Source organism: Acinetobacter sp. PC34 (genome assembly GCF_051789135.1).
Taxonomy (GTDB): Bacteria; Pseudomonadota; Gammaproteobacteria; order Pseudomonadales; family Moraxellaceae; genus Acinetobacter; species Acinetobacter johnsonii.
On the sequence record NZ_CP196664.1, the window covers coordinates 264,111 to 289,419 of the forward strand.

The 25,309-nt window shown below is 42.7% G+C and carries 28 protein-coding genes and 4 tRNA genes; 15 read left to right on the plus strand and 17 right to left on the minus strand.

Translation table 11 applies throughout. The features are described from left to right. The first annotated feature begins 2 nt into the window (after positions 1–2). Entirely contained in the window at positions 3–833 is an 831-nt protein-coding gene (locus ACSC9N_RS01200; RefSeq protein WP_058951585.1) for an SAM-dependent methyltransferase, read from the plus strand. A gap of 67 nt (positions 834–900) precedes the next feature. On the opposite strand, the gene ACSC9N_RS01205 is transcribed toward ACSC9N_RS01200, so the two are convergent. The 3 genes from ACSC9N_RS01205 to ACSC9N_RS01215 all read right to left on the minus strand — a co-directional run bounded on the left by ACSC9N_RS01205 (position 901) and on the right by ACSC9N_RS01215 (position 1,784). Further along, positions 901–976: transfer RNA gene (locus ACSC9N_RS01205), tRNA-Thr, on the minus strand. 177 nt (positions 977–1,153) lie between these two features. Continuing rightward, positions 1,154–1,381, minus strand: a complete 228-nt coding sequence (locus tag ACSC9N_RS01210; RefSeq protein ID WP_004691623.1) for a hypothetical protein — start codon at positions 1,379–1,381, stop codon at positions 1,154–1,156. 312 nt (positions 1,382–1,693) lie between these two features. Beyond that, positions 1,694–1,784 (minus strand) — tRNA-Ser (locus ACSC9N_RS01215). 121 nt (positions 1,785–1,905) lie between these two features. On the opposite strand from ACSC9N_RS01215, the gene ACSC9N_RS01220 reads away from it, so the two are divergent. Next, complete coding sequence (locus tag ACSC9N_RS01220; protein WP_130235123.1) at positions 1,906–3,783, plus strand: potassium transporter Kup; 1,878 nt, start codon at positions 1,906–1,908, stop codon at positions 3,781–3,783. A 62-nt stretch (positions 3,784–3,845) separates the two neighbouring features. Here ACSC9N_RS01220 and ACSC9N_RS01225 read toward each other — a convergent pair whose 3' ends face one another. Further along, positions 3,846–4,454 (minus strand): hypothetical protein, encoded by a 609-nt coding sequence (locus tag ACSC9N_RS01225; protein WP_178904331.1) that lies wholly within the window; start codon positions 4,452–4,454, stop codon positions 3,846–3,848. Positions 4,455–4,711: 257 nt separating this feature from the next. Between ACSC9N_RS01225 and ACSC9N_RS01230 the strand changes: the two genes are divergently transcribed. After that, on the plus strand, positions 4,712–5,800 hold the full coding sequence (locus ACSC9N_RS01230; RefSeq protein ID WP_058952494.1) for a DNA/RNA non-specific endonuclease: 1,089 nt from the start codon (positions 4,712–4,714) through the stop codon (positions 5,798–5,800). Between the two features lie 76 nt (positions 5,801–5,876). Further along, complete coding sequence (locus ACSC9N_RS01235) at positions 5,877–6,122, plus strand: hypothetical protein (protein WP_005006328.1); 246 nt, start codon at positions 5,877–5,879, stop codon at positions 6,120–6,122. Positions 6,123–6,203: 81 nt separating this feature from the next. Here ACSC9N_RS01235 and aqpZ read toward each other — a convergent pair whose 3' ends face one another. Together aqpZ and ACSC9N_RS01245 are read right to left on the minus strand one after the other, a co-directional pair. Beyond that, positions 6,204–6,890: an aquaporin Z gene (gene aqpZ / locus ACSC9N_RS01240; protein ID WP_058951600.1), complete on the minus strand. Its 687-nt coding sequence runs from the start codon at positions 6,888–6,890 to the stop codon at positions 6,204–6,206. 131 nt (positions 6,891–7,021) lie between these two features. Then, on the minus strand, positions 7,022–8,023 hold the full coding sequence (locus tag ACSC9N_RS01245; RefSeq protein ID WP_058951601.1) for an AraC family transcriptional regulator: 1,002 nt from the start codon (positions 8,021–8,023) through the stop codon (positions 7,022–7,024). Positions 8,024–8,133: 110 nt separating this feature from the next. Between ACSC9N_RS01245 and ACSC9N_RS01250 the strand changes: the two genes are divergently transcribed. Next, positions 8,134–8,772: a hypothetical protein gene (locus ACSC9N_RS01250; protein ID WP_131230756.1), complete on the plus strand. Its 639-nt coding sequence runs from the start codon at positions 8,134–8,136 to the stop codon at positions 8,770–8,772. A gap of 318 nt (positions 8,773–9,090) precedes the next feature. Here ACSC9N_RS01250 and ACSC9N_RS01255 read toward each other — a convergent pair whose 3' ends face one another. Next, positions 9,091–9,552, minus strand: coding sequence for a hypothetical protein (locus tag ACSC9N_RS01255; protein ID WP_058951603.1), 462 nt, complete (start codon positions 9,550–9,552; stop codon positions 9,091–9,093). Positions 9,553–9,626: 74 nt separating this feature from the next. Then, positions 9,627–10,385: an imidazole glycerol phosphate synthase subunit HisF gene (gene hisF / locus ACSC9N_RS01260; protein ID WP_148825358.1), complete on the minus strand. Its 759-nt coding sequence runs from the start codon at positions 10,383–10,385 to the stop codon at positions 9,627–9,629. A gap of 113 nt (positions 10,386–10,498) precedes the next feature. Between hisF and ACSC9N_RS01265 the strand changes: the two genes are divergently transcribed. The 3 genes from ACSC9N_RS01265 to ACSC9N_RS01275 are packed head-to-tail and all read left to right on the plus strand — an operon-like array spanning position 10,499 to position 12,513. Then, complete coding sequence (locus ACSC9N_RS01265) at positions 10,499–11,449, plus strand: homoserine kinase (protein ID WP_058951604.1); 951 nt, start codon at positions 10,499–10,501, stop codon at positions 11,447–11,449. Between the two features lie 13 nt (positions 11,450–11,462). After that, the gene (locus ACSC9N_RS01270; protein ID WP_058951605.1) at positions 11,463–12,092 is read left to right on the plus strand and encodes a DUF1294 domain-containing protein; all 630 of its coding nucleotides are present in this window, start codon (positions 11,463–11,465) and stop codon (positions 12,090–12,092) included. A gap of 28 nt (positions 12,093–12,120) precedes the next feature. Beyond that, a complete protein-coding gene (locus ACSC9N_RS01275) occupies positions 12,121–12,513 on the plus strand; it encodes a DUF4870 family protein (RefSeq protein ID WP_004691561.1) in 393 nt (130 codons plus the stop codon). Positions 12,514–12,850: 337 nt separating this feature from the next. Here the strand turns inward: ACSC9N_RS01275 and ACSC9N_RS01280 are convergent, their stop codons facing one another. Next, positions 12,851–13,210 (minus strand): helix-turn-helix domain-containing protein, encoded by a 360-nt coding sequence (locus ACSC9N_RS01280; RefSeq protein ID WP_439036103.1) that lies wholly within the window; start codon positions 13,208–13,210, stop codon positions 12,851–12,853. Positions 13,211–13,297: 87 nt separating this feature from the next. Here ACSC9N_RS01280 and ACSC9N_RS01285 point away from each other — a divergent pair, with 87 nt between their 5' ends. After that, positions 13,298–14,641, plus strand: a complete 1,344-nt coding sequence (locus ACSC9N_RS01285) for an APC family permease (protein WP_058951607.1) — start codon at positions 13,298–13,300, stop codon at positions 14,639–14,641. 40 nt (positions 14,642–14,681) lie between these two features. After that, positions 14,682–16,094 (plus strand): NAD(P)/FAD-dependent oxidoreductase, encoded by a 1,413-nt coding sequence (locus ACSC9N_RS01290; protein WP_058952495.1) that lies wholly within the window; start codon positions 14,682–14,684, stop codon positions 16,092–16,094. A 72-nt stretch (positions 16,095–16,166) separates the two neighbouring features. Here ACSC9N_RS01290 and ACSC9N_RS01295 read toward each other — a convergent pair whose 3' ends face one another. After that, entirely contained in the window at positions 16,167–17,066 is a 900-nt protein-coding gene (locus ACSC9N_RS01295) for a DMT family transporter (protein WP_131231024.1), read from the minus strand. Between the two features lie 91 nt (positions 17,067–17,157). Here ACSC9N_RS01295 and ACSC9N_RS01300 point away from each other — a divergent pair, with 91 nt between their 5' ends. Further along, a complete protein-coding gene (locus ACSC9N_RS01300) occupies positions 17,158–17,706 on the plus strand; it encodes a helix-turn-helix domain-containing protein (protein ID WP_094148590.1) in 549 nt (182 codons plus the stop codon). 76 nt (positions 17,707–17,782) lie between these two features. Here ACSC9N_RS01300 and hisA read toward each other — a convergent pair whose 3' ends face one another. The 5 genes from hisA to hisB form a co-directional block, all read right to left on the minus strand. After that, positions 17,783–18,514: a 1-(5-phosphoribosyl)-5-[(5-phosphoribosylamino)methylideneamino]imidazole-4-carboxamide isomerase gene (gene hisA / locus ACSC9N_RS01305; RefSeq protein WP_004691558.1), complete on the minus strand. Its 732-nt coding sequence runs from the start codon at positions 18,512–18,514 to the stop codon at positions 17,783–17,785. Positions 18,515–18,593: 79 nt separating this feature from the next. Continuing rightward, positions 18,594–19,262, minus strand: coding sequence for a 3'-5' exonuclease (locus tag ACSC9N_RS01310; protein WP_094148592.1), 669 nt, complete (start codon positions 19,260–19,262; stop codon positions 18,594–18,596). A gap of 92 nt (positions 19,263–19,354) precedes the next feature. Continuing rightward, the gene (locus ACSC9N_RS01315) at positions 19,355–19,819 is read right to left on the minus strand and encodes a DUF805 domain-containing protein (RefSeq protein WP_004978134.1); all 465 of its coding nucleotides are present in this window, start codon (positions 19,817–19,819) and stop codon (positions 19,355–19,357) included. 288 nt (positions 19,820–20,107) lie between these two features. Then, entirely contained in the window at positions 20,108–20,725 is a 618-nt protein-coding gene (gene hisH, locus ACSC9N_RS01320) for an imidazole glycerol phosphate synthase subunit HisH (protein ID WP_395475012.1), read from the minus strand. Continuing rightward, positions 20,725–21,318: an imidazoleglycerol-phosphate dehydratase HisB gene (hisB, locus tag ACSC9N_RS01325; RefSeq protein ID WP_004691554.1), complete on the minus strand. Its 594-nt coding sequence runs from the start codon at positions 21,316–21,318 to the stop codon at positions 20,725–20,727. The genes hisH and hisB overlap by 1 nt, the downstream gene beginning before the upstream one ends. A 92-nt stretch (positions 21,319–21,410) precedes the next feature. Here hisB and ACSC9N_RS01330 point away from each other — a divergent pair, with 92 nt between their 5' ends. The 4 genes from ACSC9N_RS01330 (at position 21,411) to ACSC9N_RS01345 (ending at position 23,158) form a co-directional block, all read left to right on the plus strand. Further along, entirely contained in the window at positions 21,411–21,788 is a 378-nt protein-coding gene (locus ACSC9N_RS01330; protein ID WP_004691552.1) for a GNAT family N-acetyltransferase, read from the plus strand. A 186-nt stretch (positions 21,789–21,974) separates the two neighbouring features. Next, a tRNA-Phe gene (locus ACSC9N_RS01335) sits at positions 21,975–22,050 on the plus strand. A gap of 137 nt (positions 22,051–22,187) precedes the next feature. After that, a tRNA-Phe gene (locus tag ACSC9N_RS01340) sits at positions 22,188–22,263 on the plus strand. 142 nt (positions 22,264–22,405) lie between these two features. Next, the gene (locus ACSC9N_RS01345) at positions 22,406–23,158 is read left to right on the plus strand and encodes a class I SAM-dependent methyltransferase (RefSeq protein WP_335998752.1); all 753 of its coding nucleotides are present in this window, start codon (positions 22,406–22,408) and stop codon (positions 23,156–23,158) included. A 10-nt stretch (positions 23,159–23,168) separates the two neighbouring features. Here ACSC9N_RS01345 and ACSC9N_RS01350 read toward each other — a convergent pair whose 3' ends face one another. Together ACSC9N_RS01350 and ACSC9N_RS01355 are read right to left on the minus strand one after the other, a co-directional pair. Next, complete coding sequence (locus tag ACSC9N_RS01350) at positions 23,169–23,588, minus strand: GNAT family acetyltransferase (RefSeq protein WP_004691549.1); 420 nt, start codon at positions 23,586–23,588, stop codon at positions 23,169–23,171. A gap of 128 nt (positions 23,589–23,716) precedes the next feature. Further along, the gene (locus tag ACSC9N_RS01355; RefSeq protein WP_004978127.1) at positions 23,717–25,234 is read right to left on the minus strand and encodes an acetyl-CoA hydrolase/transferase family protein; all 1,518 of its coding nucleotides are present in this window, start codon (positions 25,232–25,234) and stop codon (positions 23,717–23,719) included. Between the last annotated feature and the right edge of the window lie 75 nt (positions 25,235–25,309).

A 25,309-nucleotide genomic window follows, 5' to 3' on the forward strand; every position in this document is an offset into this window, starting at 1 on the left:
GCATGAAATGGCTCCAAACCTTACAGCGACATCTGCCCAAACATAAATATGCAATTGATGCAAAACAATTGGGAGATCACGCAGTATTGGCTTGGAGCAATCTTGGTTATTGGGAAAATAACCAATCCTCCTACCCTGAAGCTTGCCAAACCCTGGCAACGCATCTTGCTGATCGATTACAGCTAAAGTCAAATGACCGGGTTCTAGACTTGGGCTGTGGACAGGGTGCGAGTCTATTGCTGTGGCAGCAGCATTACCATGTTCAGCAACTTTGTGCGGTTGAGTTACAAGCCGAATGTGTTCAGCGCATACAACACACTTTAAATTCAAAGATACACATCACTCAAACGTCATTTTTAAATTTAAATTCAAAGCTATTTTCAGCGCCTTTTAATGTGGTGTTGTGCCTCGATGCCGCTTATCACAGTGATTTAAATTCATTTCTGAGATCAACCCATTCTGTTTTAAATTCAAAAGGGCGTATCGGTTTTCACTATCTGATGTTGAGTGATGCATTTTTGAATTTAAATCGTTTTGAGAAACTTCAACTGAAAATGCTGTTAAAAGCAGCCGATGTTCATTTGGAACATCTTCAGTTAGAAGCGAATTTGAAGCATTCGATAGAATCACAAGGCTATCAGCAGGTTGCTATTGAAGATTTATCCGATGCAGTTTTGGCGGGTTTTTCTCGTTATTATCATGTGCATTTAGTCCAACAGGCCGCTCAAAATTTGGATTACTTCAAAATTAAAATGACGGCTAAGCTCTGTCAAAAATTATTTGAACAGGGCATCGTGCGCTATGTTCAAATTACAGCAGTTAAAGACATTTAAAATGAAATAAAAAACCAAAGGGCCAGAAACAACAAAGCCTCACTAAAAAGCGAGGCTAAGTATAAAATGGTGCCGGCACACGGATTCGAACTGTGGACCTACTGATTACAAGTCAGTTGCTCTACCAACTGAGCTATGCCGGCAACGTGGTGAGAATAATAGCGGATTTTCTTGAAAACGCAAGCCAAAAAGTGAGCGATTGAAGTGCACATGATTTTTTGTTCAAACTTCACCCACCAAAGGGTGGGTGAGAGCTAAGAATAAAATTTGGGGGCTGTGATGAAACTGTTTTTAAATAGGGTTAAGTGAAAACATGGAACTTATTTGCTCCTTAAAATTTGATCGAGGTCTTGGGCACATTCTTCCAACGTAAAAGCCATGTCGAGTTGCATTTGAGGTTTGAGTTCATTGGCCAGCGTTCTCCATTGTTCAATCAGACGAATTGCTTTTTGAATTTTATGTTTGTTGACATCCTTTGCAAGGGTTGGGGTATAACCGCCTCGTTTAGCGTTTTTAATTTGTTTGACATAATTGGTGCTGTTATTCATTCTGACTCCCGAATAGCAGTTTTATTGGTCAATTTAGTGTTTCGCTAGTTATATACCGCAAATGAATTGTGCTTCATAAACATTGCATCTAGATGATCATTGATGATTTATTTTAACCTCCCTTAGAAATTATTTAGCTCAAGTTTGAATCAGGTTCAAGCGTTTATTTTTGAATAAATATTTCACTTTGTGGTGCAAATTATCCTGTTTTGTGAAGAGTCGTTTTTATGAAGCAGACTTTGTGCCAAGTCTAAATAAGAATGTTCAGCATAAAAAAAGACCTTAATCTTTCGATTAAGGTCTTTAAAATTTTGGCGGTGAAAGAGGGATTCGAACCCTCGAAACGCTATAAACGTTTACACACTTTCCAGGCGTGCTCCTTCAGCCACTCGGACACTTCACCATGGCCGAGGATAATATCGAAAAACATAGCCATCGACAAGGTGAAACAATTGAATTCGAGCAAAAGTTTTAGCTCAATGATATGATTCGCAAAAATAGTGTCGATAATTGAAGACAAGCTTATGCAAAGTACTGCAAAAAAAGCCGCCTTGCCTGCGATGACCTTGGCAGCATTAGGGGTCGTGTTTGGGGATATTGGAACCAGTCCACTCTATGCATTGAAAGAATCCTTCCACGCTGCACATGGCTTGGGCATCACCCCTGCAAACGTATTGGGTATTTTGTCCATTATCTTCTGGACCATGACCATGGTCATTACCATTAAATATTCTGCAATTGTAATGCGTGCAGATAACAATGGTGAAGGCGGGATTATGGCTTTGCTTGCACTCAATTTGCGCAATACCAATTTTAGCCATCGGAAAAAATTACTGTTAATTTCGATTGGCTTTATTGGGGCTTCACTATTTTTTGGGGATGGGATCATCACCCCAGCCATTTCAGTCTTATCTGCCGTAGAAGGCTTATCCATAGCAACCGATGCACTTGACCCTTATATTGTGCCGATTGCAATTAGCATCGTCACTGCTGTATTTGTCATGCAAAAGTATGGGACAGCCTTTGTTGGTAAGTTCTTTGGCCCACTGACTTTATTGTGGTTCTTCTCTCTGGGTATTCTTGGGATCTCGAGCATTATTCAAACGCCTTTGGTTTTGGGCATGCTGAGCCCACATTGGGCATTTCAGTTTATCGTGACCAACCCGTTAATGGCCTTTTTCATTATGGGTGCGGTAGTGTTGACCGTCACAGGTGGCGAAGCCCTGTACGCAGATATGGGACATTTTGGTCCTGTGCCGATTCGTTTGGCTTGGTTTATTGTGGTTTTGCCGTGTTTACTGCTTAATTATGCAGGACAAGGTGCATTGCTCTTGCGTGATCCGACTGCGATTGAAAATCCATTTTACCTGTTGGTGCCAGAGTGGGGCTTGTACCCAATGATCTTCTTGGCCACTATGGCCGCAGTTATTGCTTCACAGGCCGTAATTTCAGGGGTCTTCTCTTTAGCGCGTCAGGCCATTCAATTGGGCTATTTACCACGTTTAAATGTGAAACATACTTCAGACTCGGAACAGGGGCAGATTTATGTACCTTTACTGAACTGGATATTGTTGGCATCAATTATTGTCTTAATTTTAATCTTCCAAACCAGCTCACAGCTTTCGCATGCCTATGGTCTAGCGGTCACCATGACCATGCTATGTGACACCTTATTGATTGCGGTATTTATTCGTTATACATGGAAATGGAGCATGCCAAAATTGGTGCTGCTGATTATTCCATTCCTTGTTTTAGATTTGGTCTTGGTGAGCGCGACCTCACTTAAAGTATTATCGGGCGGTTGGGTTCCATTGCTGATTGGCGGTATTGCATTCATGTTATTAATGACATGGAAACAAGGTCGCGAGTTAACTTTTGCCAAGCTTCAGCAAGATACATTGCCACTCGATTTATTTGTACAAAGTATTGGTGATCAAGCCAATTGGGTTGAAGGTGAGGCCGTCTTTTTAACAGGAACGCCGACTGTTGTGCCACATGCCATGTTACACAATATGAAGCACAATAAAGTACTGCATCAAAAGAACATTATTCTCACTGTTAAAATTCAAGATGTTCCTTATGTGGAAGAGTCTGATCGCTTCCATGTCGAAACCATGAATCAGCATTTTTATCGTCTTGAATTGTACTATGGCTTTAAAGATGAAATGAATATTCCACAAGCGCTTGAAGCGGTATATCAAGCGATTGAGCTGGAATATAACTTAATGCAGATCAGCTTCTTTGTATCGCGTGAACGGATTATCAGTACCGTGGGTGATGGTATGGCGCCGTGGCGTGAAAAGCTCTTTATCTCAATGCAAAGGAATACCAGTCCTGTGAGTGACTTCTATCAGATTCCACCTAACCGTGTGGTTGAGCTCGGTAGTCAGATCGAGATTTAAAACCTCAATAAAAAAACCAGCATATATGCTGGTTTTTTTTGGAGGATAAATCAGTTGAAGTCTTAGTTCATTGGGTCATTTACAGGTGCTTCAGGCATCGCTTGGACAGGCTGTTCTGCTGAAGCGTCAGGAAATGCCTGTGCAGGAGCATCTGGTGATGGCAGTGAATCAGGCTCAACCGCATTGACGGGTGCCTCTGCTGATGAATCTAATTGAGGTGCAGCAGCTGGGGCAGCATTCATATCTGTATTTGCGGTGGGTGCGACAGCATCATTTAACGCCGCTTCAGCTTGTTGTGCTGAGAGTTCTGCATTTGGTGCCAGCGGATGTTGCTCTGTTGGAGTCGCAGCGACTTGTTGTTGCGCTGTGGTATCAGGTGCGGCCTGTTGAACAGGAGCTTCACTCTGTGGTGCTGTTGGCATCACTGCTTGGTCATTGGGTGCACCTTGGCCTGCTGGGCTGATAGGTGCTGCATTTGGATCAAGCAATTTAATTAGCCCTGAGCTTACGAGTTCTTGAATAGAACCCGGTTGACCATTAACCGTAGTCGTGACTTTGGCTTGAGAGAGACTTTCTAAGGTGTCACCCGGTTGGATAGGTGGCTCGGCGAAGGCTGAAGCACTTATCACTGTGCCGATTAAACCAAGAGAAGCTAAAATCTTAGAATGCATAAGAACTCCGTAAATTGCATGTATTATTTCGTTCGATTCTTTTTTACCTTGGCATATTTTTTGAAGCGACAGCAATCAAAGATACGCAATCGCATCACGTTGCCGTAGAAAAACTCTACAAAAAAGACATTTTGTTACATGCAAAATCATCTAAATATGGCGATTTGTTTAATTGTTATGCGAATAGAACTCGAGCGATATACTTCGTATACGCTGATTGTTAAGCTCGTGAAAAACCGATGTTTATTGTAGTTGTGATGGCGAAGAAGAAAAGTAGTTCAGGTAAGTCAGTCTTTAACATGTTTAATCAAAATGGCCTGAAAGTGATTTTAGGATTGGTGGCAACGGGAAGTTTTGCGATTGCCTTTGGTCAAGAAAAAATTCAGCAATACGTGTCTTTAAGCCCAAGCTCAAATTCAGCCTGTTTAGAACAATTTTATCGAGAAATTCCGCCTTATTTACTCAAAGAAAGTTTAAGTAAACACAGCTATGCACTGTGCTTTAACGGTTTTAATGTGATGTATTCGGGCGTTTCGAAAACCCCCCTCTGGGTTGCAGAGGCCCTGAAGCCGCAGCGCCTGAGCCAAAAAATTCCACGTGAAGATAGTTTTCACGAAGAAAATAATGTTGCAACCGAACATCGAGCGACATTGTCGGACTACCGTGGTTCAGGCTATGACCGTGGACATATGGCACCGAATGCTGATATGCCCAACAAAGCCGCACAATTCGACAGTTTTTCTTTGGCCAATATGGTGCCACAGGCCCCTAAAAATAATCAGCAAGTGTGGCGTGAATTGGAAGAAGCCACACGGGCGCTTGTGACCAAGCAAAAGCTGGATGTTTTTGTGGTAACTGGGCCGGTATTTCAGGGCAAAAAGCTCAAGACCATTGGTCAGGGAGTGATTGTTCCGAGTGCGGTTTATAAAGCGGTCTATATGCCAAAAACAGGTGCAATCGGCGCTTATTACGCACCGAATGATAATTCACAGCAGGTAAGAATTGTCAGTGTCTGCTATTTGGAAGAGCAGTTGGGTGTGAATTTATTTCCGCAACTGACAGAAGAGCAAAAACGTAATACTTATAAACTACCGTTGACAGCAACGGCGGTAAAAGCCAATAGTGCAATTCAGTATTCACATTGGGATGCGGAAAGTCAGTGTGCAGAAGAGGTTGCATCCGAGCAGCTCAAAGCCTTACAAAAAAACTTTAAATCGGGCTCTACTCAGTCGAGTAGTGGTAGCACCGTAACAAAGGGCACGGTTATTGATGCGGCGGACCAAGATGCGATTGTGAAACAATTAGTCGACGCCTTATTGCAATATATTTTGCAGCTGTTACGTTAAAGTTCTAGGCAGTTGGATGTATAGACATTCGACTGCAGTGCCCAATGCCTGAAAAACAAACAAGAGTAAAAATAAAATGTTTAAACCTTTTGTACAAGGTAACGAGTCCCATGCCATCCATGATTTGACCCTTGAAAATGACACGGACTGCGTCAGTATTTATGGCAATTTACAACTCACCAAAGACCAAGCTGGTTTAGCTGCGGCCAAAGCATTGCAGGCATATCTGAATGCCATTGTGCAACAGCTTGAAAGTGAAGCTCAGCTTCCTGAGAAAATTGAACATCCGCAGTCGGGTGAAATTGACAATCCATTTTTATAACATAAGCCTATCTATGTTCCATGTGGAACAATAACAAAGTCCACAGATTGTGGGTTTTTCTTTTAAGGGATAGAGAAAAAATTAATCCTCTTTTCCTAAAATTTTATAAATAATAGCGCCGATAATGGCACCGACAATCGGAGCAACCCAGAACAACCAGAGTTGGCTTAAAGCGGCTGTTTCAGCAAATATTGCAACACCTGTACTTCGTGCAGGGTTAACCGAGGTGTTGGTCACAGGAATACTGATCAGGTGAATCAAGGTCAAAGCTAAACCAATGGCAATCGGCGCGAAACCAGCAGGCGCACGCTTATCTGTGGCGTCCATAATCACGATTAAGAACATTGCGGTCAGTACAATTTCAATCATTAAAGCGGAGATTAAGGAGTATTTTCCTGGTGACAGTTCGGCATAACCATTGGTCGCAAAGCCTCCTGTACCGGCGAAACCAGCTTGTCCTTGGACAATCAGGTATAACACCCAAGCGGCTAAAACTGCTCCGACCACTTGGGAGACCACATAGGGGATCAGATCTTTGGTATCAAAACGTCCACCGACCCATAAGCCGACACTGACTGCAGGGTTAAAGTGACCGCCAGAGATATGTCCAAGTGCAAAGGCACCCGTTAAAACGGTTAAACCAAAGGCAAGTGCAACGCCAAGAAAGCCGATGCGCAACTCGGGAAAAGTTGCTGCAAAAATGGCACTGCCACAGCCTCCGAAGACCAACCAAAACGTTCCGATGAATTCAGCAAGATATTTATTCATAATGCGCTTTTTCTAGTTATTGATGTTTTATTCGCATAGAACTTTATATCTAACGAGAAAATACTCGTTTTTCAATCAATTTAACAAAAAAAGCATGACATCCTGATGACGTGGATTAAACAGGTCAGATTTTAGTGAAAATGCTGAATACGCCACTGCTGAGGTGTGACTTGTGTCCAGTGTTTAAAGGCACGTTGAAAAGCACTTTGTTCAGAGTAACTCAGCAACAGTGCAATTTCCTGTAAGCTGAGGTGTGGATCTTTTAAGTATTGCTCCGCCAAAATACGTCGAACTTCTTGCATCCGCTGTTGGTAGGTCGTGCCTTGTTGTTGTAAGTAACGTTGCAGCTGTCGGACTGAAAAGTTCAGCTGCCGAGCAATATGTTCAATTTGATATTGGTTTTTTTGTAGCCCGGTTAAAATCGCATGCTGTAAGCGCTGGTCGATGTGAGTAGAGTTAGGGAGTTTTTCCAGTAAGGCTTCGGCCTGCTGTAAGAGCAGTTTTTGCAGGGTTTGATCACCTTGCTGAAAGGGCAGGGATAATTCGCTGAGGGGAATCATCATCATCGGTCGGCTTTGAGAGAAGCGAACTTTACAATTAAAGTACTGCTCATACAGTGCCGTATTTTTCGGGGCAGGGTGAGTAAAATGAACCTCGCTGAGCTGGATGTCATCATGGGCGACAAAGTGCTTCATAAACTGAATGATCAGCGCCATCGCCACTTCATTGCTGAGTTGTGTGGTCAGTTCAATCGGCATCTCCACCCAACCAAAGCACAGATTTTCACCTTCAACTGCCATATACAGTGAACTGCCATCATAAATGAGACGGTGAAAGTCATGATAACGGGTGAGCGCTTCGCCTAAATTTTCGCAGGACAGCGCAATATAGCCCAAAATGCCTAAATGCTTGGGCTGTACATACTTTGCAATCTCAAGTCCGAGCGCAGGGATGTGCAGATGGCTGTCAAGATCATTCAGTAACTCTAACCACAGGGCATAATCAAAACGTTCTAAGTTCTGTGCTTTTTCAAGCTGTTCAGAAATTGGGTAGCCCACGGCTTGGCAATAGGCATAGAGTAAATGTCCCAGTCCACCGTAGACAGAACCTGTGTAATCTTTGAAATGTTGCATTGATTAGCTCTATTGTTCTTGTCGTAATTTGTCAATGAATTTGAATGCTAGGGTCAATATTTAGCATAGTTTCCACATTATATTCAATCTGAATATAGGAGGAATTTGCCATGTGGAAAGGTTTTGTCGCAGGACTGGTGGTTGCCAATGCGTTTGAGTGGGTTGCACATAAATATATTTTGCATGGAACACACCGTGCTGGAAAGCCACGCTATAGCCCCGTGCCTGACAGCATGAAATCGCATTGGGAGCATCACCGAGAAGTGCGGAAAACCACATTTCACGATCATGGTTATGTTGAAGGTTGGAGCAACTGGCGTACCAAAAATGAAATCGTGTCACTTGCTGTCGTGGCGGGGGTATTTGGGACATTATTTTATCCTGTCTCCAAAGGCATGACGTTGTCTGTGTTGTACAGTGCAGGAAATTATTACTATATCCACCGCCGTGCACACTTAGAGCCAGACTGGGCAATGCGTAAGATTCCTTGGCATTATGACCATCATATGAACTCCAATCAGGATGCCAACTGGTGTGTGACTAAGCCGTGGTTTGATTATATTTTAGGAACGCGGGTCATTTCCTCGCTGGATTTGCAAGAGCAAAATCCGCTGGGTATTGCTTTACCCCAAGTGGTGTCGAATAAGCTCACCCAGTGGGTCAATCAGGTCTTCCCTGCAAAATGGATTAAGGCACCTGAAGTGATTACGCTGAACTCAGCGCAGACGACGGAAACGGTTGCAGGATAATTGAAAGGGATATTTTTGTCGTGATTTGTCAATAATATTGGTATGTATTGTCAATATTTCGTCATTTGAACATTCTATAGTAAGGCTGTTAATCAGATGAAATCATCTCATAAGTATTAATACGTTATTTTTCATTTTCCAGTCTAACAAGTCAATGTTGTCGTTATTCTAGGTTTATAGGGAGTCGCAAGACTCCCTTTTTTTATCTCAAAAATTGAGAGCATAAGTTCGGTCAAAAGCCAGCGAGCATTCTAAACTTTAACATCTGCTGCATAATAGAGGCACTGGCTGTGCCTGAGTACAGCGTAATTGAGCTTTTTAATTCGCCTGCTTTTTGAAGCCTGTTAAAATATAGCGATCCATTTCATCGGTATAGTCAGGGGAAAACTGAAAGCAAACATGCTCATTGATGTTTAAGGTTTTGAGATCAGGGAAGCTTTGTCTGGCACGCGGACTATTGCTAAATAAAAAAGCTTGTCGATCACTCTGAAAGTAAAACACTTTTTCAGTGCTGATGTTGTGCCGTCGATAATGAGTGACCTCCGACCATTGTGTAAAAATACCACAAGCCCGAATTTGATCAGGTGCAATCAGCGCTTTTTCATAATAGTGTTTAAACTGGTATTTGCAGAAGCTGATATAGCTAAACAGGCATAAACCAAGGAGTAGCAGTACAGCCAGCATAGCAAAAGGGCGGTCAACATATTTCTTCATCAACAGAATGAAAACAAAACAGATCAATAGACCACAAATAAATAAGATTAGCTCTAAGTGATACATTTTTTCTCATCTTTAAAATGATAAAAAGAGTACTCGAAAGCACTCTTTTCATAGATTTTACGGTTATGGTCTGTTTATAGACGCATTTCAATGCCTTGCTCGGCAAGATATTTCTTCGCTTCAGGAATGGTGTGTTGTCCAAAGTGGAAAATCGAAGCAGCCAGTACAGCGTCTGCGCCACCTTTTAAAATACCATCGGCCAAGTGTTGTAAGTTACCGACACCGCCCGAAGCAATGGTTGGAATGGTGACGCGGTCATTGATTTGACGCATCAGCTCGAGGTCATAGCCTGCTTTGGTACCATCGGCATCCATCGAAGTAATGAGCAGTTCACCCGCACCAAAGTCAGCCATTTTCATGGACCATTCAATTGCATCAATACCCGTTGGTTTACGGCCACCATGGGTAAAAATTTCCCATTTGTTCTCGCCCGTTTTTTTCGCATCAATGGCAACCACAATACACTGTGCGCCAAAGCGTTGCGATGCTTCTTGTACAAATTCTGGGTTAAACACCGCTGCTGAGTTAATGCTGACTTTATCCGCGCCAGCATTGAGTAAGAGGCGAATATCTTCAACTTTGCGAACGCCACCACCGACCGTTAAGGGAACAAAAACCGTTTCAGCCATACGTTCAACCGTACGATAAGTCGTGTCGCGACCATTCGAAGTTGCGGTAATGTCTAAGAAGGTAATTTCATCAGCACCTTGTTCGTTATATCGACGTGCTACTTCTACTGGGTCACCTGCATCACGAATATCAAGGAATTGAACACCTTTCACTACACGACCGTTGTCTACGTCGAGGCAAGGAATAATACGTTTAGCTAGCATAATTTTTTCCAAAAATAACAGCCGATTATGAAACTTTGCGACTTAGATGCTACACCTTAATAGTCGGAGCGGGTATTCTATCAAACTTATGTAAGTTTTTTTGCAGGTTTTATATGTCGGTTTATACCACTTTGACTTTACAGGAAGTTCAGGCGTTTGCAGCACCTTATGAACTTGAGGTAATCGATCTGATCCCAATTCAAGGCGGTATTCAAAATACGAACTATTTTATTGTGTGTGAAAATGCTGTGCAGTATGTATTGACTGTATTTGAAGAAATGGATGAACAGGGCGCAGGCGAGTTGGTTCCTGTACTTGAGCATTTAGGTCAGGCTGGTTTAGCGGTTCCTGTACCTTTAAGTCATTCAGGTAAAGCCATTCATAGTTTAAAAGATAAACCCGCGCAAATTGCCCCACGGATGATGGGCAAACACCCCATGCCTGCGACCCTTGAACAAGCCGAAGCGATTGCGGTTGCACAAGCGAAAATGCATGTCGCACTGCAAGATTTTCCACTGGAACGTGCAGAATACCGTGACCATGATTACTGGCTCGCTGTAGCGTTACAGATGAAACCGACATTAAGTGAGGCGGATCAAGCACTACTCAATAAGTTGTTGGGGTTATATGACGCATTATCGGCGGTTTATCCGAATCGTCCAAAGGGCTTTATCCACTCGGATTTATTTCGTGACAACACTTTGTTTGAGGGCAATCAGCTCAAAGGCATTTTAGACTTTTATGAACTGAATAAAGATGAGTTCTTGTTTGATATTGCGATTACCCTGAATGATTTCTGTACCGAATATCCAAGTGTGCATTTAAATGAAGACAAAGCCATTGCATTCTTAAACGCCTATGAAAGCATTCGTCCTTTGACTGCCGATGAAAAATCTTGTCTCGAGTTGTATCTTGCAATGGCCGCTGCGCGTTTTTGGATGATGCGTTTACAAGTGGCACAAAAAAATGCTGAACAAGGCCGTACGGGGGATGACATTTTGCAGAAAAATCCTGCCGAAATGCGTAATATGGTGATTGACCGCCTAAAATTTGTAACTGCTTAAATAGGAAAGAAAAATGCGTGACCAAGGACGACTCGTTGAATGGTTTGATGAAAAAGGCTATGGCTTTATTCAGCCTAACGATGACAGCAAAGATCGCGTGTTTTTACATATCAAGGACTTTGCTCGGCAAGGTCCTCGTCCTATTTTAGGTTGTGCGTTGGAATACAACGTGATTGTGGATGTGCAAGGGCGTTATCGTGCACAGCAAGTTAGTTATTTAAAAGCATCACAAACCCAAAAGAGCCGTACCTCAAAAGTCTCACCGAAAAAGACCGAACAGGGTCAACGTTGGAGTCCAATGCAAATTGCGTCGGTGGCATACATCGTGTTTTTGGCGTTATTGGTACTCATGGGGCGTTTGAGTGGATTGGTGCTGCTGTTTATTAGTGTGATGAATGCGGCCAGTTATTGGTTCTATGCACAAGACAAAGAGGCTGCACAAAATGGACAGCGCCGTGTACCTGAAAATACACTACATCTCCTTTCATTTTTAGGGGGATGGCCTGCAGCATGGTTAGCGCAGCAAAAGCTACGACATAAAACACAAAAACAACCGTTTAGAAAGATTTACTTTTGTACAATTCTATTCAATATTCTTTTAATTTTATGGCTTATTTCTCCTTTCAATAGTTTGCCTATTTAAAGTTCAAGCCCACTTCATGAGGGACAATATGAATTATTCAGTCGATCAAGATCCGAATCGTAGTCTGACTTTTATTCTTTATATTTTGTATATCGTTGCGATTTTTTCCGCAGGGATTTTAGCCATCATTGCTTTAGTGATTAATTATGTGAAGCGTGGCTCTGTGCGAGGTTCCATTTTTGAGAGCCATTTTACTTGGCAGATTCGCACCTTTTGGTGGTATTTGATTTGGAACGTGATTGCTTTTGTGCCATTTATTTTCTTATTCTTTACGGGTGAAAATGCCACCGCTTTCGCAGGTGTCGCACTCGGTGCTTCAACCTTCTGCGTGTCTGTGATTGGGTTGTCGTGGGTGTGGATTGTGTATCGCGCCATTAAAGGCATTATTCGTTTAAACGACAATCAACCCATGTATCAATAACAAGTGATGGGATTTAAAAAAGGGCAGTGTGCCCTTTTTTTATGACTTTATTTTTTATAACAAGGTTTATGCACCGAGATGAACCAAGCTGATGCAGTAGTGTCTCTATTTTTGCGCAGGCTTTTAAAAAGCATCTTACTAAATTGAATTTCAATATTTACCTTTTTATATTAATAAATTTACTTTTTTAATATTTATAACTTACATTTTTATTTATAAATAATTACTTTTTTAATAATCATAACTTACATTTTTAATAAATTAACCTTACATTAATGTACAGTTATTTATATGAATATATGCGTAGAAAATATTATAAAAAATAGTCCCTTTTTGACTAAGCGTAGAATCTTCCTCGACGACGTTTTAGCCCCAAAACATGAATGGCGCGAACCAAAACTGCATAAGAAACCGAATAGCCAAAGTGTTGTTCAAAAAGTGGAACCAAATCGCTAATATTTTGAAATTTTGTATTTTTAACAAATACTTGAAATGCAATCCAGTCTTTAATATGGCTGGGTGCTCCACGGCTGTTGGCTACTTTTGGAGACAAGCCGCCTGTTTCTTCTTCGAGCTTAATCCATGCGTCTAAGTTCACACGAGAGATGTTAAATTCCTTGCAAACGGCAACCTTATAATCCGTGAGTTTATAGCGTTGAATCGCTGCTTTTCGGGTTTCTAAATCGTACTTTGGCATTTAATTCAATATTTTTAAAATAGCTAAGCTGTTATTATATGGCATAGTTGTTGCAAAAACCAAAATCACTAGATTAAAAAATGAAAGATGGTGATTTCGGTGAAAAATGCAGATTTTTCTTTAAAGAAAATGTCACTATGGCAAGTGGTCATTATTGGTGTGGCCTATATGACCCCGATGGTCGTGTTTGATACCTTTGGGATTGTGTCTGGGATTACCGATGGGCGTGTGCCATTGGCTTATATTTTGGCGTTGGTTGCAATGTTACTGACCGCATTTAGTTATGCACGTTTTAGCCGAATCAGTGGTGACTCAGGTTCTGCCTATAACTACACGGCACAGTCGTGTGGAGCCAAAGCAGGCTTTTTTGTCGGCTGGTGTTCACTGCTAGATTATATTTTGTTGCCCTTGGTGAATGCCTTACTGGCAAGTATTTACTTAGAAGCTGTGATCCCGAGTGTGCCGTATTGGCTATGGGTGGTTGTATTCACGGGTTTGGTTACGCTGATTAACTGTTTCCGAATCAATATTTTGGCGAATTTAAGTCTGTTGTTTGTACTTTTACCCTTACTGCTGATGGTTTTATTTATCTATCTAGTCATTCAAGGCGTGGGTTCTGAACAAGGCTATGATCATGTACTGACTTTAGCCCCTCTGTTTAATGGAGACAGTTCTGTTTTGCCTTTGATTGCGGGTGCATCGATTTTATGTTTTTCATTTTTGGGTTTTGATGCGGTCACGACCATGTCCCATGAAACCAAAGATCCCCAAAAGAATATTCCACGTGCCGTGCTGCTTACCACGTTGCTCGGGGGCGGGATTTTTATTAGTGCCTCATGGTTTATCCAGCTGTATTTTCCAAGCAATGTGCGTTTTAACAACCCTGACGAAGCCTTACCTGAAATTGTCCTCTATGTGGGGGGAGCACTTTTCCAAGCCGTATTTTTATGTGCCCAAATCATGAATACCTTCGCTTCAGGTTTAGCCACTCATGCCAGCGCTTCACGCTTAATTCATATTATGGCGAAGGATGGCATTTTCCCCAAAGCAACCTTTGGGCAGCTCCATGCAAAATTAGGTACGCCACTTTATGCCGTCTTAAGTATTGGCCTGATTTCGCTATCGGCCATTTTTCTAGATCTTGCGACTGTGGTCAGCATGATTAGCTTCGGTGCTTTGATTGCCTTTACTGCGGTGAATTTCTCGGTTTTTGTGAAGTTCTATCTGTTGGAAAAACAAACCCAAGGCATTAAAAACAAATGCCTCAATTTGATTCTTCCCTTGTTATCTGTATTGGTGATGCTTTGCCTCTGGGTCAATTTAGAACGAAATGCATTGATTTTTGGTTGCTCTTGGTTGGCGATAGGCATTGGTCTATTTATTTATAAGAAATTGAAAAGACAAAACATTGTGATTGGAAATGCATATTAAAACCTGCATGAAAATGAGATAGATATTGAGTGTGAATGAAATGAATATGAATAAACCGACATTTTTAGATGACGTTGAATACAAAGCCTGTTCTGCGGCACAAAGTGGTAAAGAGTGGAATTGGTTGAACCCGCAGTGTGGTGCGTTTAGTCATCCAGCCAATTACTATGAAAGTTCAATGCATGTATGGCATGAGTTTGAGCCTTTAAATGCAGATATCGAATGTGACGTGGTCGTGATAGGCGGTGGCTTACTGGGAGCATCGGCTGCACTGCATTTTTCGGAGCAGGGTGTCGATACGGTCTTGGTTGAAAAAAACCGAGTGGGCAGTGCTGCCTCAGGGCGTAATGGTGGGCAACTCACCCCGGGGTTGGCACGTTGGGAAGCCGAAACCATGATTGAGCACTTCAGCTTTGAAGAGGCTAAAAAGTTATGGCACTTTACCTCAACGGAAGCCATGACTTTGATAGATGACATTACTGAAAAATATGGCTTAGATGTGCAACGTAAACGTGGACATCTAACGGCCGCAGTACACCCAGGACATTTAGATGCACTGCATGAAGGGATGAAAGCACGTCAGTATTTAGATGAAAAAAATACCTCAATGTTGACCCAAGACGAATTACGTGAGCATGTGCAATCCGACAACTATTTTGGCGGTCAGTTGGATCAACTTGGGGGACATATTCATCCTTTAGCCCTGACGCGTGGTTTGGCTTATGGCTTTTGTCAAAACGGCGGCACGATTTATGAACAGACGGAAGTACAGTCAATCCAAGAACGTGCCGATGGTATTTATGTGACCACAGAGCAAGGGGTAATTAAAGCACGTAAAAGTGTGGTGATGGGCGTACACCATGCCTCATTTAAACTATTAGAAGAACGTAATCAAACCACCATTCCTTTTTATACCTATGTGTGTACCACAGCACCTTTAGCACTGGATTTGAAAGAGCTATTGCCGACGGATCTGCCTGTATACGACACCCAGTTTCAAATTGACTATTACCGAGGGGTCTCAAAAAACCGATTGTTATTTGGCGGTGAAGGCACGGGTTCGTGTTGGAGTCCTGAACAAACCCATGACTATTTGCTAGGACGTATTCAACACGTATTTCCTCAGTTAGAGCAAGTCCAGCTTGATTTTGTGTGGAGTGGCACGACCGATTTAACCGTTAATGGTGCTGCGGATAGTCGTAAATTTGGTAGCCAATACCCAATCTATGCTGTTCAGGGGTGGAGTGGACATGGTGTTGCGCAAACGGTGCGTATTGGTAAAGCCATTGCCGATGATTTCTGCAGTGCAAGTGATGACTTTAATATGTTGACCCGTATTCAACATCAGAACATTCCTTTTGGTCGTGCACTGGCGCCATTGGTCATTCCAATAGCCAAAAGCATGTATGGACTCGGAGCAATGATTAATCCGGGCAAGATGGTGTCATTCTAACCACCTGACCATACTGCTGAATTGGTGGCCATTGATCACTCGATTCAGCAGTTTTTGCGTTTCGGAGATGGGCTAAAGTTGTTCGACGTTCTTTTTCGACTTCAGCAGTTTCGGTTTCCATTCACTGATCATAATGCCAAACACCACTAAAAGTCCGCCCAACAAAGCCAGTGGTGCTAAGCGTTCTCCTGCAAGACGCCCAAACAGTGCTGCCCATACAGGCTCTCCTGCGTAAATAATCGCTGCTTGAGATGGACTGACTGAGCGCTGTGCCCAATTCATTACATATTGAATAACGGCACTGGCAAGACCCAAGCCGAGTGCGATACTCAGTAAAGGCCATGAAAAGTCTGGAATGCGGTGTTCACCTGCCAATGGCATGGCTGCAAAGGCGAGCACAGAGGCAACTGCCAGTTGAATGACCGTCACTCGACCAATGTCGACTGTTGGGGCAAAATAACCAATTAGGATAATTTCCATCGCTATAGCAATTGCACCGAGTAGGGTTAAGGTCTGGCCAAAGTTCAGTGAAATTGAATTCAGGCTATTGCCTGTAAGTAAGACTAAGCCCATGAACGCACAGAGCGCACCAATCCAAATCATAAAATGGGGCACTTTACGAAAGATTAACCATAATAATACGGGTACTAGGGGTACATACAGTGCAGTTAAAAAGGCAGACTCACTGCTACTGACTGTTTGTAGTCCGACCGTTTGTGTGCCATAGCCAATAGTGACCATACAGCCAATGAGTGCACCTGCCCACAAGTCCTGTCGGGTAATGTGTTTTAAATGTTGATAGGAAAATAAGCCAATAATTGTCGCGGCGCAGGCGAAACGACAGCCCACAAAGAACATGGGGGAGCTGTAATTTAAGGCGTATTTCACGGCCAAGAAGGTACCGCCCCAAATAAAGGTAATTAAAATCAGTGCAATGACAGGTGCTTTAGAGCCGAGCTGAGTATTCAACATAAAAGAATTGGTGTGCAATATATTGCACATAGCTTGTCATGCTTTGTTTTTATGTGCAATATATTGCTCAATGTTTTTTTGATTGAACTTTATGAAGTCTCCTGCAGTACTACAACACGTCAGTCAAAATGTGCGTCATTATCGAAGCTTAAAAGGCCTGAGCCAGCAACAACTAGCGGATTTGGCTGGCTTAAGCCGTCGCATGGTGGCTGGGGTTGAATCAGGGCAGGACAATATTAGTTTGGCGAAACTCAGCTTGATTGCCGATGTGCTTGAGGTCGATTTTGTACAGATTATTGCCGCGCCTGAACAGCAAGGGCAAGCGGTGGTCAATGTTTTGGCTTGGCAGGGCACACAAGCACACAGTGAAGCAAAATTAATGGCCTCGGCGGCGGCAACACAAAAAGTTGAACTGTGGACATGGGTACTTGCCCCAAATGAACACTATAGTGCAGAACCTGACCCAGAAGGTTGGCGTGAGATGCTCTATGTGATGGAGGGGGAGTTAACTTTGGATTTGGCAGGTGACATGAAAGTCTTGGGTGTAGGAGAGTCGATTGTTTTTTCCAGTGCCATCGAATACCAATATATCAACCGTGGAACTGTACCGTTAAAGTTTATTCGTAATGCGATTTATTAAATAAGATGCAGATCTTACACACTGATATTTAGCGCATAAAAAAGAGGTCAAAAGACCTCTTTTTTAAGTTCTACAGTTAGAGCGACTGTTCGTCTAATAGCAATTGTGCTTCACGTAGGTTTAAACTGCCTTCGTAAATCGCACGACCAGTAATTGCGCCCAAAATACCCGGTTGACCCTTGAGGTTACGTACGTCATCAAGGTTAGTCACACCACCTGATGCAATCACAGGTAGGCCAGAGTATTGTGCCAGTTGAACAGTTTGCTCAACGTTCACACCTTGCATCATCCCGTCACGCGCAATGTCGGTATAGACAATGCTCGATACGCCCGCATCGGCAAAACGTTTGGCCAAATCGGTTGCTTTCACATCGGTCACATTGGCCCAACCATCGGTGGCCACCATACCATTCATGGCATCGATACCGACAATGATATGACCTGCAAATTTCTTACAAGCTTCTTCAACAAACTCAGGATCTTGAACAGCTTTGGTGCCAATAATGACAAAAGACACACCCGCTTCTAAGTAGTGTTCAATGGTTTCTAGTGAGCGAATACCGCCGCCAATTTGAATTGGCAGTTCAGGTTGTGCGCGAGCAATGGCTTCAACCACAGGTTTATGAATTGGCGTACCAGCGAAAGCACCATTTAAATCGACCAAATGTAAGCGACGCGCGCCTTCATTTACCCAGTGCTGTGCAGTTGCAACAGGATCATCAGAAAAAACCGTATCGTCTTCCATACGACCTTGTTTTAAACGAACACATTTGCCATCTTTCAGGTCAATTGCAGGGATGATCAGCATGCTTTCGCTCCTAGCCAAATCTTAAATAAAATCAATGTCCGTCATCTTAGCAAAGTATTGGCAATTTTCTAAGCATCTGTTACAGCTTTTCATGACGACAAGGTTTTGTTGTTTTTTCTAATTCTTTGGAAATATCTTTTGGAAGTCGCTCTAAACGCCGCAATTCTTCAAAAACCAACAGCGCCGCATAGGCATCCGCAGCAGCATAGTCAACTTGTTCAGGCGTGAGCATTTTCCTTGCCCAATTTGAAGTGCTGACTTTTTTACTTTTCGGGAAGTTGAGCCGAAAGAGCAGGGCGATGGCATTTTTAATGCCGACAGGGTTGGTCAAACCAAAGCTTGCAAAGCATTTTGACAGCTCAACCACGCCTTTGAGCTCAAAACCTTTTTTGCGGAAAAGATGGGTATCATTTTTTAAACCAAAGCCCACTTTGAGCTGGTCTGGATTCGCCAAAAATGGTGCAAGGAAGCTCCAAATGGGTGGACTCATTTGAAACAAATAAGCCTGCTCGACGCTGGCTAGTTGAATTAAATGCGGACCCGTGGAGACTTCTCCCACTTGAAAGGTCGGTTTGGACTCGCTGTCAAAACCGAAGATGGAAACCTGTTCTAGTTCAGCGCGGATTGCTTCACACTGTTCTAAGTTTTGAATGACATGAATTGCTTGTTTTGGCAAATTTTGAAAACGAGGAAATTGTTGAATTTCGACTTTGCTGGGAAGGATGTGTTGAAAAGAAGAATCCATCATGCTTTGACTATGCCATTGTTGCTTAAGCCTAAAGCTTTTAGGTTGATTTAGCAAAACAGCCGACCTAGGCAGGCTGTTTTGCACGGGTGATTTTAGGACATAAAACCAGCCGCAATACCGCCGATAATTGCTAAAACGAAAATCACGATGTAAATCCATGCCAAAACGGCTTCCCAGCCTGCGGTTGGGCGTGGTGAGCCATAGCTGTTGCTACGATCATCGCCTGGTGCGAAAATCAGGTAAAGCATTAAGATCACGTTGGCAAGAGGCACCAACATCAACAGTGATAACCAGCCCGTATGGTTGCGGTCATGTAGGCGACGAATAGTAAATACAAACGTGAAGTACATCAGCGCAACATAGATCAGGATGATAAAAATCATGCCGCCACCGAAGTTGCCTGTTTCCAAGTTCACGAATGTATTAGGAAAGATGGCGATGAAAATACCAAGAATAATTGATGCTACAATGGCAAGTAGACAGTTCCATGCTAGGTATGAAAAACGTCCGAAACGACCTGCGGCATTCAGCGCAGATTCTTGTGCATATTGAGTCATAGTGACTTACCTTATCGTTGTAAATTAAGTTTTTTATAAATAAAAATGTCTAAAAAGCAGGCAAAGCATAATCAAATTTGGTGACAATGAAAAGGCATCTCAGCCATCTTGAGTACACTAGTCTGCTGTAAAGCAAAGATTTTATACATTGAAAGGCACAGGAGTGAGGCACACGCCTCATTTACTTAAGTTGTTTCTGATTTATTTTGAGTCTAGATGCATCAATTTTGGATAAACAAAAGCCCAACCGAAGTTGAGCTTTTTCAATCAAACAAAAGCTGGAATGAATTAAATTTTCCATTCCACAAAGTTTTTCAGCAGTTGTAAACCTGCAGTATGACTTTTTTCAGGGTGGAACTGGGTCGCAAACAAATTTTCTTGGTGAATCGCGGTACAGAACTCTAAACCATAGTCACAAGTTGCAGCCACAATGCTAGAGTTCTTAGGTTCAACATAAAAGCTGTGCACGAAGTAAAAACGTGCATCTTGCTCAATGTCTTTCCACATTGGATGACTCGGATCAGCCTGATGAACTTGGTTCCAACCCATATGTGGGACTTTCAAGCCGTCTACATCAGGAAAGCGTTTCACGCTTCCTTCAAAAATACCGAGAGCATCCACTCCGCCATTTTCTTCAGAGCGTTGCATCAGCGCTTGCATACCCACACAAATCGCTAATACAGGCTTATTAAATGCTGCATGACGAACGACTTCATCAATCCCTGCTTCATGCATGCCTTGCATACAGTCACGCATAGCACCTACGCCGGGGAATACAATTTTATCAGCTTGAGCCACTAACTTGGGATCATTGGTCACATCGACCGTTGCACCAACATGCTCAAGCGCTTTTGCTGCTGAGTGTAGGTTACCCATACCATAGTCAAGAAGGGCAATACGGGTCATTACAAACTACCTTTGGTTGAAGCAATGGTGTTGGTTGCACGTGGGTCAATTTCACAGGCCATACGAAGTGCACGCGCAAATGCTTTGAACACACTTTCAATTTGGTGGTGGCTATTTTTACCTTTGAGGTTATCAATGTGTACCGTCATGAGCGCATGGTTCACAAAGCCTTGGAAAAACTCAGAGAAGAGATCCACATCAAAACGACCAATCATGGCGCGGGTAAATGGAATATCCATAAACAAACCCGGACGGCCTGATAAGTCCACCACAGCACGGCTTAAAGATTCATCTAACGGTGCATAAAAATGACCATAACGACGTAAACCTTTTTTGTCACCTAAAGCTTTGGCAAAAGCCTGTCCAAGCGTGATACCACAGTCTTCAACCGTGTGGTGATCATCAATTTCCAAGTCACCATCACATTCAATATCAATATCAAATAAGCCATGTCGCTTGATTTGATCAATCATATGATCTAAAAAGGGAATACCTGTGTTGAGCGTGCCTTGACCCGTACCATCGAGGTTTACACGAACTCGAATTTTGGTTTCGTTGGTATTTCTTACCACTTCACTGATACGTTCTGTCATAGACACGTTCCTCAAAGACGTCAAATAATTGATGTAAAATGTTTCGCCGTAACGAAGTCACCGCATATTAGATTGCTCAGGAGGGTTTATCAATGCCTATTACCGTACACGCTTATACTTCACTGGAAAAAGAAGAGTTGCGCAGCCAGCTAGAGCGACTGTACGACACCAGTCCTGAATTTGGCGATGGGCATGATGCCGTAGAACAACTTGAGCAAAATCTAGCTCAGTATACCTTACTTTACACTGCAGAATTTAATACTAAAGTCATTGGTGCCATTTGGTGTAGCGGGCAGGGTGAAAATAAAACCTTAGAATACATTGTGGTACATCCTGCAAACCGTGGACGAGGGGTTGCGGAGCGACTGGTTGAAGAAGTCTGTCGTATGGAAGAAGCCAAAGGTGTGAAAGTGTTCGAGCCGGGTTGTGGTGCGATTCACCGTTGCTTAGAGCACATTGGTAAAATTTAAGCTTTTTTCAAGCAGTCTTCGGGCTGCTTTTTTTCATGAATAGTGATGGTGACGCGCTTTAAGTGCAAAGAATGACTCGAAAAATGTACGAAGGGTGCTGGGTTTGCTGTAAAAGTAAACACTCAAATGATTTTTTTGAAAACGGACTTGACGCTGCTTCGCTTAAACTGTTTAATACGCGACATCGGCGTGATAGCTCAGTAGGTAGAGCAACGGATTGAAAATCCGTGTGTCCCCAGTTCGATCCTGGGTCTCGCCACCATATTCAAAATCTTATTTAAAAGATTTCAATCCCTGATCCCATCAGGGATTTTTTTTGCCTGAAATTTATCCGATCAAATAAAAAAGTGATGATTTTTATTGACTATTCATCCGAGATACGGCTTAATACACGGCATCGGCGTGATAGCTCAGTAGGTAGAGCAACGGATTGAAAATCCGTGTGTCCCCAGTTCGATCCTGGGTCTCGCCACCATATTCAAAAAAGCCTCAAACAATGTTTGGGGCTTTTTTTTGTCCCATGAAAAGTGCGATTGTGTAAGATGTTGGACAACATCATGCTTTAGTTAATGGAAAATGTGCTAATTTTGAGTCAAAAATAAGACTGAGAATAGCTTATGAAAGACCGCTTTTCGTCAGGAAGTCAGCTTTATCAACTCGCACGTCCAAGTTATCCAGCAAGTTTGATTCAAGAAATACTCAAGCATGTGGCGACTCCTCAATTTGCATGGGACTGTGGCGCAGGGTCGGGGCAATTGACTCAATTGTTGGCGCCGCATTTTGATGCCGTGGTGGCGACAGATATCAGTGCTCATCAGTTACAACATGCACCTTATTTTGAAAATGTCAGTTATCAAGTTCAGTCTGCAGAGCACACCAGTTTTGCCGAGCAGAGTTTTGATTTAATCACAGTGGCTCAAGCCATTCATTGGTTTGATTTTGATGGTTTTTATGCAGAGGTGCTGCGGACTTTACGACCTGAAGGCATTTTGGCGGTCATTGGCTATGGTTTAATTCAGCTGCAGCAACTTGAGTTACAGGGTTGTATTGAGCGACTTTATTTTAAGACTTTGAAAGGCTATTGGGATGCCGAACGTCGCTATATCGACGAGGCCTATCAAACCATTCCTTTTCCCTTTGAGAAAATAGCGACATCTGAATTGTCGATGTCATTTCAATGGTCTGCTGCTCAATTGTTGGATTATTTAAATACATGGTCTGCACTGAAACATTATCGAGCGAAAAATTCAGATGACCCCTTATATGAGTTCAAAGCATTCTTTGCGTTGGATGATCATGCGAACCAAGTTTTTGAGCTTAAATTTCCAATTTTTTTAAGATTGGGTCGTCTATCTGTATCGGCACCTTGAGTGTCTGAGCTTAATCGGCAATCAGACGTTTACCAAAGCACACGACTTCGATTTCCTCATAGCCTAGCTGCTCATAGAAGCTTTGCACGTCGATATTTTCTTTACGTACAAGCAGTTGTAGTTTGGGGCAACCTAACGCAATCAGGCGCTTCTCGAGCTGCTGTATGAGTGCAGTTGCGACTCCATTGCGTTGAAAGTGTGGATGTACTGCCAAATAATTAATCCAGCCGCGATGGCCATCATAACCACCCATCAATGTGGCGATGAGCTGTTCATCTTTAACGGCCAATAAAAATAAACCATCTTTTTGTGCGGTTTTTCTAAAAATATCAATTTCAGGGTTGTTCCAAGGGCGAGTGAGGTCACATACCTCCCAAAGTGCAATGACATCTTCTAAATCTGTTTCGAGATAGGGGCGAATAATGAACATGAGCTTGGCATTTTTATTTTTTGGATGCCTTTAGATTAATTGAGTTTTTTTATTTTGATAAGTGTTTTATTGCACTTTTCATCAGACATAAAAAAACGCCCAATGGGGCGTTTTTCTTAAACTTTAAATTAAGCTGATTTCGCTTCTGCTTGAACAGGAAGCATGTGGCCTGTTTCTTCAAAGTTAGAATGCCAAGACAACGCTTCACGAAGGAGGTGAGGTGTATGACCGCCTTTTGCACATGAACGATCAAAGTAGTCGTTTAACGCATCACGGTAAAGTGGGTGTGCACAGTTGTCGATAATCGCACGTGCACGTTCACGCGGTGCTAAACCACGGAGGTCAGCCAAACCTTGTTCAGTGACAAGAATGTCAACATCGTGCTCTGCATGGTCGATGTGAGACGCAAACGGTACGATAGAAGAGATGTCGCCACCTTTTGCAATTGATTTGGTTACGAAGATTGCCAAGTGCGCATTACGTGCGAAGTCACCTGAACCACCAATACCGTTCATCATTTTCGTACCGCAAACGTGAGTTGAGTTCACGTTACCGTAAATGTCAAATTCAAGTGCAGTGTTGATGCCGATAATACCTAAACGACGAACCAGTTCAGGGTGGTTCGAAATTTCTTGCGGACGTAAAACCAATTTATCTTTGTACGCTTCAAGGTTATTAAATACTTTTTCGCCGTATTTAGCTGAAAGGGTAATTGATGAACCTGAAGCAAACTTCATTTTACCTGCATCAATCAATTCAAACGTACAATCTTGAAGTACTTCTGAGTACATGACGAGGTCTTCGAAGTTTGAATCTTTAAGGCCTGTAAGTACAGCATTGGCAATTGAGCCAATCCCTGCTTGTAATGGGCCTAAGTTCTTCGGTAGACGCTCTTCAGCTACTTCTTTTTCAAAGAATGCGATTAAGTGGTCTGCAATGCCTTGAGTTTCATCATCTGGTGCAGTTACTGTTGATGGAGAGTCGTGCAAGTCATTGTTGATGACGATACCTACGATTTTTGCAGGATCGATATTGATCGCGTGCGTACCAATACGCTCATCCACTTGAGTCAATGGAATCGGTTGACGTGTTGGACGGTAAGTTGGGATGTAAATATCGTGTAAGCCTTCAAATGCAGGGCTTAAGTTGGTATTGATTTCAACAATCACTTTTTCTGCGAAAATTGCGAAGCTTGCAGAGTTACCTACCGACGTTGTTGGAATGATGCCGCCATCTTCAGTAATTGCAACCGCTTCAATGATCGCTACATCTGGCTTTTTCAACTGAAGGTTACGCATTTGCTCAACAGTTTCAGACAAGTGTTGGTCAATGAACATCACTTCGCCATTGTTGATTGCTTTACGTAACGTGTTGTCCACTTGGAACGGTAAACGACGTGCCAATACACCCGCTTCAGTCAATTGCTTGTCTAGGTCATTACCTAAAGAAGCACCAGTAATTAATGTGATTTTTAAAGGATTTGTGTGTGCACGTTTAACCAATGCCAAAGGTACAGCTTTCGCTTCGCCAGCACGAGTGAAGCCACTCATACCTACAGTCATGCCATCTTCAATAAAAGCAGACGCTTCTTCTGCACTGATGACTTTATCGTGAAGTGAAGCTAAACGGATACGATCTAAAGACATGGTTTACTCTCGTTAATATTCTGGATCTGGCACCGATTGTACCGATCAAGAACGACATTGTGCATACCTGTTAGG

Coding starts and splice junctions, on each gene's coding strand:
- ACSC9N_RS01330 (WP_004691552.1), top strand. CDS start 21,411: ATGCCTATTACCGTACACGCTTATACTTCACTGGAAAAAGAAGAGTTG.
- ACSC9N_RS01290 (WP_058952495.1), top strand. CDS start 14,682: ATGAATATGAATAAACCGACATTTTTAGATGACGTTGAATACAAAGCC.
- ACSC9N_RS01225 (WP_178904331.1), bottom strand. CDS start 4,454: ATGCATTCTAAGATTTTAGCTTCTCTTGGTTTAATCGGCACAGTGATA.
- ACSC9N_RS01265 (WP_058951604.1), top strand. CDS start 10,499: ATGTCGGTTTATACCACTTTGACTTTACAGGAAGTTCAGGCGTTTGCA.
- ACSC9N_RS01200 (WP_058951585.1), top strand. CDS start 3: ATGAAATGGCTCCAAACCTTACAGCGACATCTGCCCAAACATAAATAT.
- hisA (WP_004691558.1), bottom strand. CDS start 18,514: ATGCTGATCATCCCTGCAATTGACCTGAAAGATGGCAAATGTGTTCGT.
- ACSC9N_RS01270 (WP_058951605.1), top strand. CDS start 11,463: ATGCGTGACCAAGGACGACTCGTTGAATGGTTTGATGAAAAAGGCTAT.
- ACSC9N_RS01230 (WP_058952494.1), top strand. CDS start 4,712: ATGGCGAAGAAGAAAAGTAGTTCAGGTAAGTCAGTCTTTAACATGTTT.
- ACSC9N_RS01250 (WP_131230756.1), top strand. CDS start 8,134: ATGTGGAAAGGTTTTGTCGCAGGACTGGTGGTTGCCAATGCGTTTGAG.
- ACSC9N_RS01280 (WP_439036103.1), bottom strand. CDS start 13,210: ATGCCAAAGTACGATTTAGAAACCCGAAAAGCAGCGATTCAACGCTAT.
- ACSC9N_RS01345 (WP_335998752.1), top strand. CDS start 22,406: ATGAAAGACCGCTTTTCGTCAGGAAGTCAGCTTTATCAACTCGCACGT.
- aqpZ (WP_058951600.1), bottom strand. CDS start 6,890: ATGAATAAATATCTTGCTGAATTCATCGGAACGTTTTGGTTGGTCTTC.
- ACSC9N_RS01315 (WP_004978134.1), bottom strand. CDS start 19,819: ATGACTCAATATGCACAAGAATCTGCGCTGAATGCCGCAGGTCGTTTC.
- ACSC9N_RS01300 (WP_094148590.1), top strand. CDS start 17,158: ATGAAGTCTCCTGCAGTACTACAACACGTCAGTCAAAATGTGCGTCAT.
- hisH (WP_395475012.1), bottom strand. CDS start 20,725: ATGACCCGTATTGCCCTTCTTGACTATGGTATGGGTAACCTACACTCA.
- hisF (WP_148825358.1), bottom strand. CDS start 10,385: ATGCTAGCTAAACGTATTATTCCTTGCCTCGACGTAGACAACGGTCGT.
- ACSC9N_RS01220 (WP_130235123.1), top strand. CDS start 1,906: ATGCAAAGTACTGCAAAAAAAGCCGCCTTGCCTGCGATGACCTTGGCA.
- ACSC9N_RS01255 (WP_058951603.1), bottom strand. CDS start 9,552: ATGTATCACTTAGAGCTAATCTTATTTATTTGTGGTCTATTGATCTGT.
- ACSC9N_RS01350 (WP_004691549.1), bottom strand. CDS start 23,588: ATGTTCATTATTCGCCCCTATCTCGAAACAGATTTAGAAGATGTCATT.
- ACSC9N_RS01275 (WP_004691561.1), top strand. CDS start 12,121: ATGAATTATTCAGTCGATCAAGATCCGAATCGTAGTCTGACTTTTATT.
- hisB (WP_004691554.1), bottom strand. CDS start 21,318: ATGACAGAACGTATCAGTGAAGTGGTAAGAAATACCAACGAAACCAAA.
- ACSC9N_RS01285 (WP_058951607.1), top strand. CDS start 13,298: ATGGTGATTTCGGTGAAAAATGCAGATTTTTCTTTAAAGAAAATGTCA.
- ACSC9N_RS01235 (WP_005006328.1), top strand. CDS start 5,877: ATGTTTAAACCTTTTGTACAAGGTAACGAGTCCCATGCCATCCATGAT.
- ACSC9N_RS01295 (WP_131231024.1), bottom strand. CDS start 17,066: ATGTTGAATACTCAGCTCGGCTCTAAAGCACCTGTCATTGCACTGATT.
- ACSC9N_RS01245 (WP_058951601.1), bottom strand. CDS start 8,023: ATGCAACATTTCAAAGATTACACAGGTTCTGTCTACGGTGGACTGGGA.
- ACSC9N_RS01355 (WP_004978127.1), bottom strand. CDS start 25,234: ATGTCTTTAGATCGTATCCGTTTAGCTTCACTTCACGATAAAGTCATC.
- ACSC9N_RS01210 (WP_004691623.1), bottom strand. CDS start 1,381: ATGAATAACAGCACCAATTATGTCAAACAAATTAAAAACGCTAAACGA.
- ACSC9N_RS01310 (WP_094148592.1), bottom strand. CDS start 19,262: ATGATGGATTCTTCTTTTCAACACATCCTTCCCAGCAAAGTCGAAATT.